This is a genomic window from Syntrophomonas curvata (genome assembly GCF_052976825.1).
On sequence record NZ_CM129641.1, the window covers coordinates 1,423,112 to 1,438,557 of the forward strand.

The 15,446-nt window shown below is 47.7% G+C and carries 17 protein-coding genes; all 17 read left to right on the forward strand.

Annotated features, from left to right (window positions below; genetic code table 11):
• The first annotated feature begins 7 nt into the window (after positions 1-7).
• On the forward strand, positions 8-631 hold the full coding sequence (locus ACU70B_RS06350) for a chemotaxis protein CheC (protein WP_447185507.1): 624 nt from the start codon (positions 8-10) through the stop codon (positions 629-631).
• The gene (locus tag ACU70B_RS06355) at positions 631-1,116 is read left to right on the forward strand and encodes a chemotaxis protein CheD (RefSeq protein ID WP_447185508.1); all 486 of its coding nucleotides are present in this window, start codon (positions 631-633) and stop codon (positions 1,114-1,116) included. The genes ACU70B_RS06350 and ACU70B_RS06355 overlap by 1 nt, the downstream gene beginning before the upstream one ends.
• Positions 1,116-1,889, forward strand: a complete 774-nt coding sequence (locus ACU70B_RS06360; RefSeq protein WP_447185509.1) for a FliA/WhiG family RNA polymerase sigma factor — start codon at positions 1,116-1,118, stop codon at positions 1,887-1,889. The genes ACU70B_RS06355 and ACU70B_RS06360 overlap by 1 nt, the downstream gene beginning before the upstream one ends.
• Positions 1,890-1,900: 11 nt before the next feature.
• Positions 1,901-3,307: a flagellar assembly protein A gene (locus ACU70B_RS06365; RefSeq protein ID WP_447185510.1), complete on the forward strand. Its 1,407-nt coding sequence runs from the start codon at positions 1,901-1,903 to the stop codon at positions 3,305-3,307.
• An 18-nt stretch (positions 3,308-3,325) separates the two neighbouring features.
• Entirely contained in the window at positions 3,326-3,643 is a 318-nt protein-coding gene (locus tag ACU70B_RS06370) for a hypothetical protein (RefSeq protein ID WP_447185511.1), read from the forward strand.
• Positions 3,644-3,702: 59 nt separating this feature from the next.
• Positions 3,703-4,425, forward strand: coding sequence for a translation initiation factor IF-2 N-terminal domain-containing protein (locus ACU70B_RS06375; protein ID WP_447185512.1), 723 nt, complete (start codon positions 3,703-3,705; stop codon positions 4,423-4,425).
• 188 nt (positions 4,426-4,613) lie between these two features.
• Positions 4,614-5,312 carry a 30S ribosomal protein S2 gene (rpsB, locus tag ACU70B_RS06380; RefSeq protein ID WP_447185513.1) on the forward strand — a complete coding sequence of 233 codons (699 nt, stop codon included), beginning with the start codon at positions 4,614-4,616 and terminating at the stop codon, positions 5,310-5,312.
• A gap of 82 nt (positions 5,313-5,394) precedes the next feature.
• Positions 5,395-6,042, forward strand: coding sequence for a translation elongation factor Ts (gene tsf / locus ACU70B_RS06385; protein ID WP_447185514.1), 648 nt, complete (start codon positions 5,395-5,397; stop codon positions 6,040-6,042).
• Positions 6,043-6,101: 59 nt separating this feature from the next.
• Entirely contained in the window at positions 6,102-6,827 is a 726-nt protein-coding gene (gene pyrH, locus ACU70B_RS06390; RefSeq protein ID WP_447185515.1) for a UMP kinase, read from the forward strand.
• Positions 6,824-7,381: a ribosome recycling factor gene (gene frr / locus ACU70B_RS06395; protein WP_447185516.1), complete on the forward strand. Its 558-nt coding sequence runs from the start codon at positions 6,824-6,826 to the stop codon at positions 7,379-7,381. Before pyrH ends, frr begins: the two co-directional genes overlap by 4 nt.
• Before the next feature lie 93 nt (positions 7,382-7,474).
• A complete protein-coding gene (gene uppS / locus ACU70B_RS06400; RefSeq protein WP_447185718.1) occupies positions 7,475-8,239 on the forward strand; it encodes an undecaprenyl pyrophosphate synthase in 765 nt (254 codons plus the stop codon).
• Positions 8,232-9,014, forward strand: a complete 783-nt coding sequence (locus ACU70B_RS06405) for a phosphatidate cytidylyltransferase (protein ID WP_447185517.1) — start codon at positions 8,232-8,234, stop codon at positions 9,012-9,014. The genes uppS and ACU70B_RS06405 overlap by 8 nt, the downstream gene beginning before the upstream one ends.
• Positions 9,015-9,082: 68 nt before the next feature.
• Complete coding sequence (gene ytvI / locus ACU70B_RS06410) at positions 9,083-10,201, forward strand: sporulation integral membrane protein YtvI (RefSeq protein WP_447185518.1); 1,119 nt, start codon at positions 9,083-9,085, stop codon at positions 10,199-10,201.
• Positions 10,202-10,221: 20 nt separating this feature from the next.
• Positions 10,222-11,382 carry a 1-deoxy-D-xylulose-5-phosphate reductoisomerase gene (locus ACU70B_RS06415; RefSeq protein WP_447185719.1) on the forward strand — a complete coding sequence of 387 codons (1,161 nt, stop codon included), beginning with the start codon at positions 10,222-10,224 and terminating at the stop codon, positions 11,380-11,382.
• 235 nt (positions 11,383-11,617) lie between these two features.
• Complete coding sequence (rseP, locus tag ACU70B_RS06420; protein WP_447185519.1) at positions 11,618-12,661, forward strand: RIP metalloprotease RseP; 1,044 nt, start codon at positions 11,618-11,620, stop codon at positions 12,659-12,661.
• Positions 12,662-12,666: 5 nt separating this feature from the next.
• A complete protein-coding gene (ispG, locus tag ACU70B_RS06425; RefSeq protein WP_447185520.1) occupies positions 12,667-13,734 on the forward strand; it encodes a flavodoxin-dependent (E)-4-hydroxy-3-methylbut-2-enyl-diphosphate synthase in 1,068 nt (355 codons plus the stop codon).
• Between the two features lies 1 nt (position 13,735).
• Positions 13,736-15,433 carry a proline--tRNA ligase gene (locus ACU70B_RS06430; protein WP_447185521.1) on the forward strand — a complete coding sequence of 566 codons (1,698 nt, stop codon included), beginning with the start codon at positions 13,736-13,738 and terminating at the stop codon, positions 15,431-15,433.
• Positions 15,434-15,446 lie beyond the last annotated feature (13 nt).

Sequence of the window (15,446 nt, forward strand, 5' to 3'; positions counted from 1 at the left end):
AAACCAAGTGGAAGACTTTACCCAATTATCCGGTTTACAGATTGACGCTTTAAGGGAAATAGGAAACATTGGCGCAGGGAATGCGGCCACCGCATTGGCCCAAATGGTTCAGACTAAAATTGATATGACTGTACCCCGGGTAAGTATTCTTCCCTTTACCGAGGTACCTGATCTTTTGGGTGGGGCTGATGCCCATGTGGTAGGCATATATTTTAATGTCACCGGCCCGGCGCCTAACAGTATTCTGTTCATACTTTCGGCAGAAAAAGCGGGTTTTTTGATAGACATGCTTTTGCTTCGCCCCAATGGAGCAACCGATATTAATAATCTCGATGAAATAGAGATGTCGGCCATGATGGAATTGGGAAACATTCTGTCCGCTACCTATCTTAATGCCATGTCCATGTTTACCCAGTTGAAATTTGTCCCGTCGGTACCAGCCCTGGGGATAGATATGGCGGGAGCCATTCTTAATGCCATACTGGCTCAATTCGGGGAGATTGCAGATCATGTGCTGCTGCTTGAAACCGAGTTTACCAAGGATGAAGACGAGGTGGTAGGACATTTCTTTCTTCTTCCTGAACCGGGCTCTCTGAATACAATTCTAAAGGCGCTTGGGGTGAGTTACTGATGGCTAAGATAATTCAGGTGGGCATGGCAGATTTGAAGATGACTACGGCGCCGGATAAACTTATGACAGCAGGTCTGGGTTCGTGTATCGGTATTTGCATATATGACAAAGCCATAAAACTGGGTAGCCTGGCGCATATTATGCTGCCGTCCAGCGTGCAGGCTAAAAACCCGGAAAACAAGGCGAAATTTGCTGACACCGCAATTGATTTGGTTCTGGATATGATGATAAAGAGCGGGGCTAATCGCAGCCGCTTACAGGCAAAAATAGCCGGAGGGGCTCAGATGTTCAAGTTCTCCGGAGAAAGCGACATCATGAAAATCGGGGAACGCAATGCTGTTGCGGTGGAGGAGAATTTGCAAAAACATCGAATTCCTCTTTTAGCCCGAGATACCGGAGGCAACTACGGCCGTACCATTACATTTGACCCGGAAACCGGCGACTTGCTGGTCAGAACCATAGGACATGGGGAGAGAATCATTTAATGAAAACGGATATGGGTGTTATCTGGGTTCAATACAAGGAAAAAAACGATATTGAAGCCCGGGATGATTTAATCATCCACTATGCCCATCTGGTAAAATATGTTGCCAATCGATTGGCAATAAACCTTTCTTCGCTGGTTGAAGTTGATGAATTGATTTCTTACGGAATTGAAGGCCTGATAGATGCCATAGAAAAATTTGACCATAAGCGTAATATCAAGTTTGAAACCTATGCCATAACCCGGATTAGAGGGGCCATGATTGACGGGCTCCGGGCTATGGATTGGGTGCCGGTATCGGTAAGGCAAAAAAGCAAGGAATTGGAAAAAACCTATACTGCGCTGGAAAGCAAGCTGGGGCGGGCGGCAACTGATGCGGAAGTAGCCCGGGAACTGGGTATCAATATTGATGAATTCTCGGTTCTATTAAGGGAAGTTGCGGCTAATACGATAATATCTTTAGATGACTTCATTCCAGGTGATGATGGTGATGATAAAAAAAAGCGCATAGTGGATCTTCTGGAAGACCATAATGCCAGCGATGCCCTGGAGCTACTGGAATTGGGGGAAGTCAAAGATTTACTGACCAGGTCGATTAAAAGACTTCCGGAAAAGGAAAAAACAGTTGTACATTTGTATTACTATGAAGGACTAACCTTAAAGGAAATAGGCATGGTGCTTGGCTTATCCGAATCCCGGATATCGCAATTACATACCAAGGCTATTCTAAGGTTAAGAGGAAGCTTGAGCAAGAAAAAAAACCTGGTTATATAAGGGGGTATAATATGGCTGACAACAACTTCAGTATCGATAGCAAAGCCAATGTTTTCATTGATAAGGATTTATTGAAGGCATATGTGGAGATAGTGCCTCCGACCGAGGGTGGAAATCAATGTACATTGGAAACGGTAACTAAAGCTCTGGCTGATAAGCAGGTTGTATACGGCGTCAATGAAGATTACCTTAAAGAAGCGCTGGAAGAAAAGAACTGGGGTTACAAGATATTGGTGGCTGAAGGCAAGCCGGCAGTAAACGGCAAGGATGCCAAAATCATTTACAAATTCCCCCTCCCCTCGGAACGGAGGGGACCCAAGATTGATGAAAAGGGCAGTGTAAACTACCATGACCTGGGCTTGATCCATAATGTTAAAATGGGCCAGCTGCTGGTAGAAAAGATACCTGGTGATGATGGAATTCCTGGTACCAGTGTGTTGGGGATGGAACTGCCGCCTAAAAAAGGCAAGGATATCAGATTGCCCCGAGGCAGTAATACGGTGGCGGACGAAGATGAGCTTAATCTGTATGCTACCATAGATGGTCATGTTACCGTAGTTGACCATAAAGTAACCGTCAATCCCGTGCTTACTGTTTCCGGGGATGTGGATTACTCTACCGGTGATATCGATTTTGTCGGGAATATCTCTATAAATGGCAGTGTAAACTCAGGATTTAAGGTCAGGTCCGGTGGTGATATTGAAATCAGAGGTTTTATTGAGGCGGCCGAGGTTGCGGCCCGGGGAAGCATCATGGTAAAAGGCGGGATTACCGGATGTATGAAGACCCTGGTCAAAGCGGAAGAAAGCATCTATGCTCATTTTGTTGAAAACTCCAGGCTGGATGCGGGGCGGGATGTAATAATCAGGGAAGCCGTAATGCAATCCTATATAAAAGCGGGTGGAAGCATAAAAGTAAGTGACCGCAAGGCCCTTATTGTAGGCGGCACTATACAGGCCGGGAGGGAAGTTGAGGCCAAGGTCATTGGCTCCCAGCTTGCTACCCAGACCATAGTTGAGGTTGGAGTAAACCCTCACCTGCGAGATGAATATCAGATGTTAAACCGGGTGAAGAATGACAAAAAAAAGACGATGGATACCATCAACCATAACCTGCAGGTTTTTCAGAAGAGTGGGATATCTCCGGAGCATCTGAGCGAGAAAAAGAAAATGGAATTAATCAAGATGCTGGACAGCCTTAAAAGCTTACGCCAGGAACTGGAGCAGATCACCGAGAGAATAGTGTTTTTAGAGAACGAATTCCAAAAAACCCAGGCAGCTAAAGTTAGGGTACTGGAAGTGGTATATCCGGGTGTTCGCATCAGTATCGGCCAGTCCATTTATATAGTAAATGACCCTATAAAATATTCCGAGTTTATACTGGATCAGGGAGAAGTGAGGTTGACGTCGCTGCGTTAAAATGAAGGGAAGACCGTTATGACCATCAAAAGCATTGATATGCAGGTCCTGGTTCAAAAAGTAGGCGATGTGGCAAAGATACAGCAGGCACAGCAGATCGGGAACAACCACCGGCAGGAAGAATTTATCAAAAATATCAATCAGGAAACGGATAGATATAGTAAAACCGTTAATAAGCCAGGGGAAAGCCGGCATAAAAAGGTTGATGAAAAAGAGGAAAAAGAGAAACAATCCCAAAAAAGGTACCGGGGCGGCAAGAAAGACCATGAAGAACCGGGAGACAAGACAAATCCTGCTCCAAGCGGGAGCGGCAGTAAACTGGACATTATTGTCTAGCTGGTGGGGCGGATGTAATGCTGCAGCCATAACCTGCGCGCTGGACTTCACGAAGGTAGGTGATAAAGATAACGGCAGCAATCATTCTGGGAATTATTATCCTGGCTTTGGCCGCCTGCGTTCTGGTTAGAAGGGAAGGTTTGACCAATAGTTTCCAGGAATTAAAAGGCGCCATATCTGAGGCCCGCATGGTCAGGGATGATTTAAACTCCATGCTGGAGAAGAGTCTGGATATCTCCCGGGAAATCGTGAATAGTATTGACAGCAGAATGGCTGGAACCGGCCCAGGAGAAACCATTGAAGAGCTTAATCCGTCTCCGGCCGAAGATAGTGAAAGAGGATCGGGGAAAATAAGGATTTATGAGCTTGCCCGGGCCCTGGGCATAAACAGCAAAGAACTCCTGGCCAAGCTGCAGGCTATGGGTCATGCCTATAATAGTCCCCTGAATACAGTAGATGAAAATACAGCGGCGCAAATCCAGGAGCGGCTCATGCTTCGGACGGGAACACCGGATATCCGGTTAGAGTCCCGGGATAATAATCAGATGATTATAGAGCCCGGGGTTACGGATGCAGCTGAAAGCTGTGACCATGGATCAGCTTCAGATAATTATCAGGAAGCGGAAGTCCGGATAGAAGCTTTGCAAGAGGCGCACCCTTATCTGGCGGTTAAAACATTAGCGGATCAGGGATATTCCGTTAAAGCGATTGCCAAGCTTCTGAATCGGGGGCAGGGTGAAGTCGGTTTGATACTTAACCTGTTAAACAAAAAAAGAGCGTAAAAAAACCGGAGGTTATTACTTCAGGTTTTTTTTTGAGATGATTCCCGGCTGGCTTGCAAAACCAGGTAAATTTATGCTATATTATCACTTGGTAATTACACACGCAGCTTGACTTTCTGAACAGTGCTGACTTCAGCTTTCAGACAGGATGAAACTGCGGAGGATTAAAACTGAAAGGAGGGATATCGGTGTCAGTAATTACTATGAAACAGCTCCTGGAAGCAGGGGTACATTTCGGACACCAGACCCGCAGGTGGAACCCCAAGATGGCCACCTATATTTATATGGAGAGAAACGGTATCTATATTATCGATCTCCAGCAAACCGTCAAGAAGTTTGACGATGCCTACGAATTTATCAAATCAGTGGTTGCAGATGGCAAAGGCGTTCTCTTTGTCGGTACCAAAAAACAGGCTCAGGAAACAATTAGGGATGAAGCCACCAGATGCGGGATGTACTTTGTAAACCAGCGCTGGCTGGGAGGTATGCTTACCAATTATAAAACTATCCGCAAAAGGGTATTTCGCCTTAAAGAACTGGAGAAAATGGAGAACGAGGGAGCCTTTGAAGTACTGACCAAGAAAGAGGTGGCGCGTCTGCTCAACGAGCGGGAAAGACTGGAAAGATTCCTGGGGGGCATCAAGGACATGGATAAGCTTCCGGGGGCCGTTTTTGTAGTTGACCCGCGCAAGGAGAAGATAGCCGTAGCGGAAGCCAGAAAACTCAATATTCCGGTGGTGGCTATCGTTGATACCAACTGTGACCCGGATGAAATAGATTACGTTATACCGGGAAACGATGATGCTATAAGAGCGGTTAAGCTAATATCGTCTAAGATTGCGGATGCTGTGCTGGAAGGAAAACAGGGAGAACAGGTTACAGCTTAACAAAACAAGGGGTGTAATCGGAGATGTTTTCCTGATGACACCCCTTTTCTATGAATAAAAATAATTTAGGAGGTTTAAATCAGTGGTTACTGCTGAAATGGTAAAAGAACTGCGTGAGAGAACCGGTGTCGGTATGATGGATTGCAAAAAAGCACTGGTAGCTACCAATGGTGATATTGAGAAAGCCATAGACGAATTGCGCACCAAGGGATTGGCCAAAGCGGCCAAAAAAGCGGGCCGGGTAGCCAGCGAAGGCGTGGTTATATCCTATATCCATGGCGGCGGCCGGATAGGGGTCCTGGTAGAGGTGAACTGCGAAACTGATTTCGTGGGTAAAACACAGGAATTCAAACAATTGGCCTATGATATTGCAATGCAAATTGCCGCTTCCAATCCTGAGTTTATCAGCCGGGAAGAAGTTTCTGCCAGTGTTATTGAACATGAAAAGGAAGTATTAAGAGCCCAGGCGCTGGAGGAAGGCAAACCGGAAAAGGTGGTCGACAAAATGGTGGAAGGCCGCCTGGATAAATTCTACAAAGAGCGCTGCTTGCTGGAGCAACCGTATATTAAAGACCCGGACAGGACCGTGCAGGAACTGATTCACGAAAATATAGCCAGAATCGGTGAAAATATTAACATCAGAAGATTTGTGCGCTACGAATTGGGTGAAGGCATAGAGAAGGAACAGTGTGACTTTGCGGCTGAGGTTATGGCCCAGATAAAAGAATAAACGCAGCTTCATTGTGGTTAATAACACCGTAATTATGGTGACGGCAAGGAGGAAATCGCTTGCAGAACCCCAGGTATAAGAGAATTGTGCTGAAACTTAGCGGAGAGGCGCTGGCAGGTAGCAGTGGCTATGGTATAGACCCCAAAACCCTGGTATCTATTGCCGGGCAGGTAGTGGATGTTGTAGCCAAAGGGGTCGAAGTCGCTATTGTAGTAGGTGGAGGTAATATCTGGCGGGGAGTAGCTGGTAGTGCCCAGGGCATGGATCGGGCCACTGCAGATTACATGGGAATGCTGGCGACGGAAATAAATGCTCTGGCTTTGCAGGATGCCCTGGAAAAACAGAACCTGGGGGTCAGAGTCATGACGGCCATAGAAATGAAAGAAATTGCTGAGCCCTACATAAGAAGGAGAGCTATCCGCCACCTGGAGAAAGGCCGGGTGGTCATATTCGCGGCTGGAACCGGAAATCCTTATTTTTCTACTGATACGGCCGCTGCTTTAAGGTCGGCTGAAATCGAAGCCGAGGTTATTCTTATGGCTAAAAAGGTTGACGGGGTTTATGACTCGGACCCGGTTAAGAACCCTGATGCCAAGAAATTCAGCTTTCTTGAATATATAGATGTTCTTAACAAGGGACTGGGGGTTATGGATTCCACAGCGGCTTCTTTATGTATGGACAACAAAATCCCTATTATTGTGTTTAACTTGATGGAGGACGGCAATATATTGCGGGCAGTTATGGGCGAAAACATTGGTACCTACGTAGGGGAGGTAAGGCAATGATAAAGGATATCTTGAGTGATGCGGAAGAGCGGATGAAAAAAACCATTGAACATTTTACCCGGGATCTGGCAGGTTTACGGGCAGGAAGAGCTAACCCGGCCATGGTGGAAAAGATTATGGTGGACTACTATGGCGAACCGACCCCGCTCAATCAGTTGGCTAATATTACTGTACCGGAAGCCAGGCTGCTGGTGATTCAGCCCTGGGATAAAGGGAGCATGGCCAATATTGAAAAGGCTATTATGAAATCAGATCTGGGGGTCAACCCTAACAACGATGGTAACGTTGTGCGCATCGCTATTCCTCAGCTTACCGAAGAAAGAAGGAAGGATCTGGTCAAAGTAGTGAAGAAAAGAGCTGAGGAAGCCCGGGTAGCAGTGCGAAACATCCGTCGTGAGGGGAATGATTTGCTTAAATCCAGTGAGAAAGAGAAACTGGTTTCCGAGGATGAAAGTAAGAAGGGCATGGACGACATTCAAAAATTAACCGACAAATATATCAAGGACATAGATGCCATCATGCAGACCAAAGAAAAAGATATTATGGAAGTCTAGCTTTTTTGAGTTTAAATAAAAACTGAGTATGGTTATAATTATTACAAAATACCCCCTGTCCGGGGGGTTTTGTAATTTAGTGAGAGAAGGGCTATCTTGCTAAAGAAAAAAGGCGGATTAAAAGATAGTAATACTCTTCCCCGTCATGTCGCCATTATTATGGATGGCAACGGCAGATGGGCGAGACGGCGGCTGATGCCGCGTACCATGGGTCACCGTGCGGGCATGGCGGCTCTAAAAAGGGTGGTTAAAGCCTGTGACGAGCTGAAAATCCCGGTTCTTACCGTTTATGCCTTTTCCACTGAAAATTGGAAAAGGCCGGAAAATGAAGTCCAATACCTGATGAAACTGCTGGTGGAATTTCTCCATAAAGAGTTGGCGGAGCTCCATGAAAACCAGGTTCGAATTAATGTTATCGGAGATTATACGGTTTTAAACCGGGAATGCCGGGATGAAATCGAACAGGCTTTGCTAACCACCCGGGAGAATGGGGGACTGGTCTTTAACATCGCCCTTAATTATGGTTCCCGAACCGAGATAACTGATGCGGTTAAAAAATTAGCGGCTAAAATCGCAAAGGGTGAGATGTCACCCGATACCATAAACGAAGACAGCATGGCCGAATTACTATATACCGCTGGATTACCCGACCCCGACCTCTTAATAAGAACCGCCGGGGAGATGCGTTTAAGCAACTTCCTTCTCTGGCAGCTGGCCTATACTGAAATCTGGGTTACCGACCGCCTATGGCCCGATTTCAGCCGGGAGGATTTTCTTAGCGCCATAGCGGACTATCAGCAGCGAGACAGGAGATTTGGAGCTCTAAGTACACTGGAAGAGGGTAGTGAAGGTGTTTAAAGCCAGGGTGGTTACGGCGATTATTGGTATTCCGATCCTGCTGGGCGTACTCTATGGGGGAGGACTATACTGGAAGGCGTTTTTTGGTCTGGTGGCATTGCTGGCTTTTTATGAATATGCCCGTATGATGGCTAACATTGAGATAAAACCACTATTTACGCCAGGAATACTGTTAATCTTGCTGCTCCTTTTTAAACCCGCCCCCTATCTTTATCCGGGCATATTCGCTATTCTGGTATTGGCGGTGATTATCACTATCTTAAAATATCCGTTATTGAATATCATGAATTTATCCGTCAGCCTGTTTGGAGCTGCCTACATCGGTCTATTGCTAAGCTATACCATTGATGTGGTTACCCTGCCCCAGCCCTTTCTTATTATGCTGCTGGCGTTGCTTCTCACCTGGGCCAGCGATACGGGAGCCTATTGCGCCGGTAAATTATGGGGAAAGCATAAAATGATGCCGGCTCTGAGCCCTAACAAAACCTGGGAAGGGGCTGCGGGAGGACTGGCCCTTGCTGCGGCAGTGGCGCTGGCCTTTTTCCCGATAACAGATATGGCTGAGGTTAATACTGCATATGCTTTAGCATTAGGGGTGGGCGCGAGTATAATGGCTCAACTGGGAGATTTATTTATTTCCGGGGCGAAAAGGTATTTTCAGGTCAAGGATACCGGGAAGATCCTTCCCGGCCATGGCGGGGTCCTGGATCGCTTTGACAGTTTTCTACTGGTAGTTCCGCTGGTCTATTATTATGCCCTTTACATCATCTATTGAGAAGAGCGGCGAGATTCAAAATAAATCGCGAAACCCGCATAAATTTTTTAAGGAAACGGGGGAAAGAAATGGATCCCGAATTGCAAAAAAGCCTCAAAAGATTAATCCGTCTGTCAATACTGGTTATGGCGCTGGTTGCTATATACCTGCTGTTTACTTACGTTTTCCCTATTTTGGGTAAAATACTGTCCTATCTGCCCATAATTTTCCTTCCCTTTATTCTGGCGCTGGTAATCGCCTTAATTATAGAACCGGTTGTAAAATTCTTTGAGAATGAAGCTAAAATAAAGAGAGCCTGGGCTGTGGTTATCAGCCTGATTCTGGTGGTAGGAGGATTTATATACCTGATATCGGCCATAATATCGGTAATAATAAAGGAACTGTCCCGGCTGTATCCTCAGGTGGTGCATTATTCCGACCAAATAATAAGCCGGGTTATTGCAACCTTCAGTGACTTTGAATTATTTTATTTGCGTTTGAACCTGCCGCCGCAAGTGGAGACGGCCATACAGGAAAACCTTGGAAGGAGCCTGCAAACCCTGCAAACTTTGCTGGACAGCAGCATCAATGCCCTGGTGCAAACTCTGACCATGCTGCCGGGAGCCTTAATATTCCTGATGATTGCTACGGTTGCTACCTTCTTTATCACCAAGGATCGTAAAGCCCTGGTGAATTTTTCGATGCGTTTTATCCCGGGAACGGCGCAGTCCAAGACCATAAAAGTCATTACCGAATTATTTCGGGCGTTGATTGGTTTCCTCAAGGCCTATAGCATACTTATAACTATTACTGCCATTATTACCATTGTTTCCTTAAAAGTCCTGCAGCTGGACTATATCCTGACCATCGGCATTATAGTTGGGATATGCGACATTTTGCCGGTTCTGGGTCCGGGGACTATATTTGTACCCTGGATTACCTGGCATTTCATTACCGGTAATACCCGTTTGGCCATAAGCCTGTTGATAGTATATGTTCTAATCTCGGTAGTCAGGCAGTTCCTGGAACCTAAAATTGTGGGGGACAATATCGGACTGCATCCCTTGGCTACCCTGATATCGCTTTATGCCGGTTTGCAGTTGGGAGGAATTATAGGAATGATAATGGGCCCGGTGCTGGTGGTCATTGTAATGGCCTGTTACCGGGTGGGCATCTTTGATGGCCTGGGATGGAGGAAACGGGATTGAAAGAAGATTTAGAAAGCGAAATGATAAATAATATAGTAATACTGGGTTCGACCGGTTCCATTGGGCGGCAGGCACTGGAAGTGGTGGATAAACATCCGGAGCGCTTTCGGGTAATTGCCCTTGCCGCCCGCGACGAAGCAGCCCAGCTGGAAGAACAGGTCAATAGATATAGGCCGGCAGCGGTTGCAGTTTCCGACCCTGCCGCTTACCGGGAGCTGAAAGAGAGAATAGCCGGTAAGTGTCAGATATCGGCTGGCCTGGCTGGCATGATTGAGCTCAGTTCATTGCCGGAGGCTGACACCGTTGTGGTAGCAGTAAGCGGGGCAGTAGGAATAAGGCCTACCCTGGCGGCCATAAAAGCCCGCAAGCGTGTTGCTCTGGCTAACAAGGAGACTCTGGTGGCGGCTGGTGATATTGTAATGAAGATGGCCCGGCAGGAGCAAGTGGATATAATCCCGGTAGACAGTGAGCATTCCGCCATATATCAGTGCTTGCAGGGAGAAGAGAGCTTCCTGCAAAGAATATGGCTCACCGCTTCCGGAGGACCCTTCCGTGATTTTTCCCGGCAGGAACTGGAAGCGGTTACCGTTGGCATGGCATTAAAACACCCTAACTGGTCTATGGGGCCTAAAATTACTATCGATTCCGCCAGCCTGATGAATAAGGGACTGGAGGTTATTGAGGCCCATCATTTATTTGCGGTAGATTATGACCGGATCGAGGTACTGGTGCAAAGGGAAAGTGTCATTCACTCCATGGTGGAACTGGTCGACGGTTCTTTCCTGGCCCACCTGGGCGCAGCCGATATGCGGATTCCCATCCAATATGCCTTAACCTGGCCCCGGAGATTGGAGTCTCCAGCCCGTGGCCTTGATTTTGCCGGTCTAAAAAGTATACACTTTTCTCGGGTGGATGATTCTTTATTTCCCAGTCTAAGCCTGGCCTATGAAGCCGGCAGGTTGGGAGGAACCATGCCGGTGGTTTTGAATGCCGCCAATGAAATAGCGGTAAGCAGTTTCCTGAGTAATAAAATAAAGTTTACGGATATACCCATACTGGTGGAAAAAACCATGAACCGGCACAATGTGGTCCCGGAACCCGGCCTGGATACAATCTTTGCGGCAGATACCTGGGCGCGGGAAACCTGTCTCAGTATGGTAACCTTAACCGGTGAGAAGTGATAAGAAATCACAGCATACACGGATTTTCCAGGTGAAGAAGACAAATCAGTGCTGAAAAGGGAGGGTATTGCTAAGGGAACACCAATTTCCCCATAAAGGATTTTTGGTTGTAAACATTCAGAGGCATACCGATGGGCACAAACATTAATACAGTTTGTGCTAATCAGGGTAGTCTGACTCCCTTAATAGCGACCGAAGGAGTATGTTTTAATTAACATGGCAAGGAGGATAAAGAGTGAATACCGGCGTGACAATTCTTATAACTCTGTTGATTATAGCTGTTCTCATTCTGGTACACGAATGGGGCCATTTCATGGCGGCACGTAAAATCGGTATACCGGTATGGGAGTTTTCTATCGGCTTTGGCCCGCGCCTGTTTGGCTGGAAAAAGCACGGCACCGATTTTTCGGTGCGGATTATACCGCTCGGCGGGTATGTCCGCATGGCCGGGGAGGAACCGGGTGATGCCAATGACCCTGAAGGCTACAACAACCGTAAACCGTGGGAGAAGATGGGGGTCGCATTTGCCGGGCCGTTCATGAATTTTGTTATGGCGCTTTTGATATTTGTCTATGTCTACTCGGTGGTGGGAATACCCCACCCTTCGGAACAGCCTTTGATCGGCCAGGTGGTAGCCGGTACGCCGGCTGAAAAGGCAGGACTTAAGGCGAATGACCTGGTTCTGGCAATAGACCGGAAGCCGATAGCCAGCTGGGATGAGCTTACAGCCGGGATAGCAAGTGCAAAAGCAGGTCAAACCCTGCATTTTCAGGTAAAACGTGACGGACGGACAGTGAACCTTGACATCAACCCGGTGAAGAATGAGCAGACCAGCAAAGCCAGCATCGGGGTTATGGGTGCTATGACCTATGATAAACAGGGAGTAATAAATGCAATCAAAATTGGTTTTCAGCAGACTTACGAGCTGACGGTTTTGCTGTTATCATCACTGGGGATGCTGTTCAGCGGCGGAGCTTCGGTAGGTGATTTGGCCGGTCCGGTAGGTATCACCAAAATGATAGGGGAAGCGGCCCAGGTAGGTATAGTGTTGCTGCTCAGTTTTACTGCTTTTCTAAGTATAAATCTGGGGGTCTTGAATCTTTTGCCGATCCCGGCCCTGGATGGAAGCCGGATTGTCTTTGCCCTGGTGGAAGCGATCAGGAGGAAACCACTGGAACCGGAACGGGAAGGTTTTATTCATTGGCTGGGATTCCTGTTCCTGATTTCGCTTATGGTACTGGTGACCTTCAATGATATCGTTAGGCTGATAAAGGGATAGTGCTTATGGGGAGGAAAAGCAGGGTAGTAAGGATAGGAAACGTTGCTATAGGCGGGGATAATCCGGTGATAGTGCAGTCCATGACCAATACCGATACCCGTGATATTGATTCTACCGCAAAGCAGATACGATTGCTGGAGAAAGCCGGCTGCGAGCTGGTGCGGGTGGCGGTTATTGATCAGCAAGCGGCCCGGGCGATAGGAGCTATTAAGGAACGGATTGATATACCGCTTGTTGCTGATATCCATTTCGATTACCGCCTGGCTCTGCAGAGTATTGCTTCCGGTGCAGATGGTTTACGCATCAATCCCGGCAACATAGGCGAAGCCTGGAAGGTGCGGGAAGTGGTCAAGAGCTGCCGGGAAAGGCAGATACCGATAAGGATAGGGGTTAACGCAGGATCCCTGGATAAGAGGCTTCTTTCCCGTTACGGCGGGGTCTGCGCGGAAGCCATGGTTGAGAGTGCGCAGGATAATATTCATATCCTGGAAGACATGGGCTTTGGGCTGATAAAGGTTTCTCTCAAAGCTTCATCGGTAACACTATCGGTTGAAGCTTACCGCATGATGGCGGAACGAATCGATTACCCGCTCCATGTCGGCATTACTGAGGCTGGCACCCGGGAGCGGGCCTTGATAAAGTCCGCTATGGGAATCGGCATGCTGCTCAGTGAAGGCATAGGAGATACCATACGGGTATCTCTTACGGCTGACCCGGTGGATGAAGTCTGGGCGGCCTACGAAATATTACGCAGTCTGGGCCTGCGGGAACGGGGGGCAGAGCTTATCTCCTGTCCTACCTGCGGGCGTTGTGAAATTGATTTGATAAAGACGGCGGAAGAAGTCGACCGGCAGATCCGGCATCTGGATAAGCCTATGAGAATTGCCGTAATGGGGTGTGTAGTCAATGGCCCGGGAGAGGCCCGGGAAGCCGATTTGGGTATTGCCGGGGGGAGAGGAACCGGTTTGCTCTTTAAACATGGGGAGATCATCAAGAAAGTGCCGGAGGAAATGCTGGTAGAAGCACTGCTTGAAGAAATAGAGAAACTAACCGAAATTAAGGAGGGAGACTGATTTGAAGTCTTCGGAGTTGTTTTATCCGACTTTAAGGGAAATTCCCAGTGAAGCCGAGATAATCAGCCACCAGCTGTTGCTGCGGGCTGGATTTATTCGTAAGGCATCCGGCGGGGTATACACCTACCTCCCCCTTGCCTATAGAGTAATAAGAAAGATTGAAAGCATAGTACGGGAAGAAATGGATCGGGCCGGGGGGCAGGAAGTGCTAATGCCTATCGTCCAGCCGGCCGAATTATGGCAAAGGTCGGGGCGCTGGGAGGTTTACGGCGAAGAAATGTTTCGCCTTCAGGATCGCCATAAGAGAAATTTTGCTCTGGGACCAACCCATGAGGAGATAATTACAGCCCTGGTGGATGGCGACATCCACTCCTACCGGGATTTACCCCTGCTGCTGTATCAAATCCAGAACAAGTATCGGGATGAGATAAGGCCTCGCTTTGGTTTGATGCGGGGGCGGGAATTCATTATGAAGGATCTTTATTCCTTTGATAGCGATTACGAGGGGTTGGATAAATCCTATCACAAGATGTACTATGCCTATAATCAGATATTTCAGAGGATGGGTCTGCGTTACCGGGTGGTGGAAGCCGACAGCGGCGCCATTGGCGGCAATGAAAGTCATGAATTTATGGTGCTGGCGGAAACGGGTGAATCGGAAATTGTCTACTGCGATAGCTGCGATTACGCCGCCAATGTTGAAAAGGCAATCTGCAGTGCCGGGGGAGCAGCAAAGGCTGCCCTGCTGGCAATGGAAAAAGTTCATACCCCGGGACAGCGCACCATTCAGGATATTGCCGATTTTCTTGGCATCCCCTCAGGAGAGCAGGTAAAAACCCTGATGTACAGTGCTGACGGGGAACTCGTTGCAGCGTTAATCAGGGGTGATCGGGAGCTGAACGAAATCAAGCTCAAAAACGCCCTGGGATGCAACGAACTGCTGATGGCAGATGAAGCGGCGGTAAAAGCGTTGTCTGGCGCAGGCTTTGGTTCACTGGGGCCGGTGGGTATGAATGTTAAAATCTATGCTGATTTGGAAATAGCTGCTATGCATAACTTCGCCTGTGGCGCCAATGAAGATGACTATCATTTTAAGAACGTCAATATGGGAAGAGATTTTGTCCCGGAAGCCGTTCTTGATATCAGGAATGCGGTGGCCGGTGATCCCTGCCCGGTATGCGATGGAAAGCTGAATATGGTTCGGGGTATTGAGGTAGGACATATATTTAAACTGGGGGTCAAGTATTCAGAGGCCATGGGGGGCACTTTTTTAGACCCAAGCGGCCAGGCGCGTCCTTTTGTAATGGGTTGTTACGGCATAGGTGTTTCCAGAACCATGGCGGCCGCAGTGGAGCAGAACTATGATGAAAATGGTATAATATGGCCGATTCCCATAGCTCCTTATCATGTAATAGTCGTGCCGGTAAACAGTAAAAATGAAGAGCAAATGCAAGCTGCCCAATCCATCTACCAGCTTCTGCAGGAGGATGGACTGGAGGTATTAATTGATGACCGGGATGAAAGGGCGGGAGTCAAGTTTAAGGATGCCGACCTTATTGGCATACCGGTGAGGATAACGATTGGTCCCAAAGCCTTGCAGGAAAACAAGGTCGAAGTGAAGAAAAGATGGGAAAAAGAGGTTGAACTTACAGATATAGACCTGGTAAGGGAAAAGGTGCTTAAAATCATCAGGGGATAAAAACGAGGGTGGA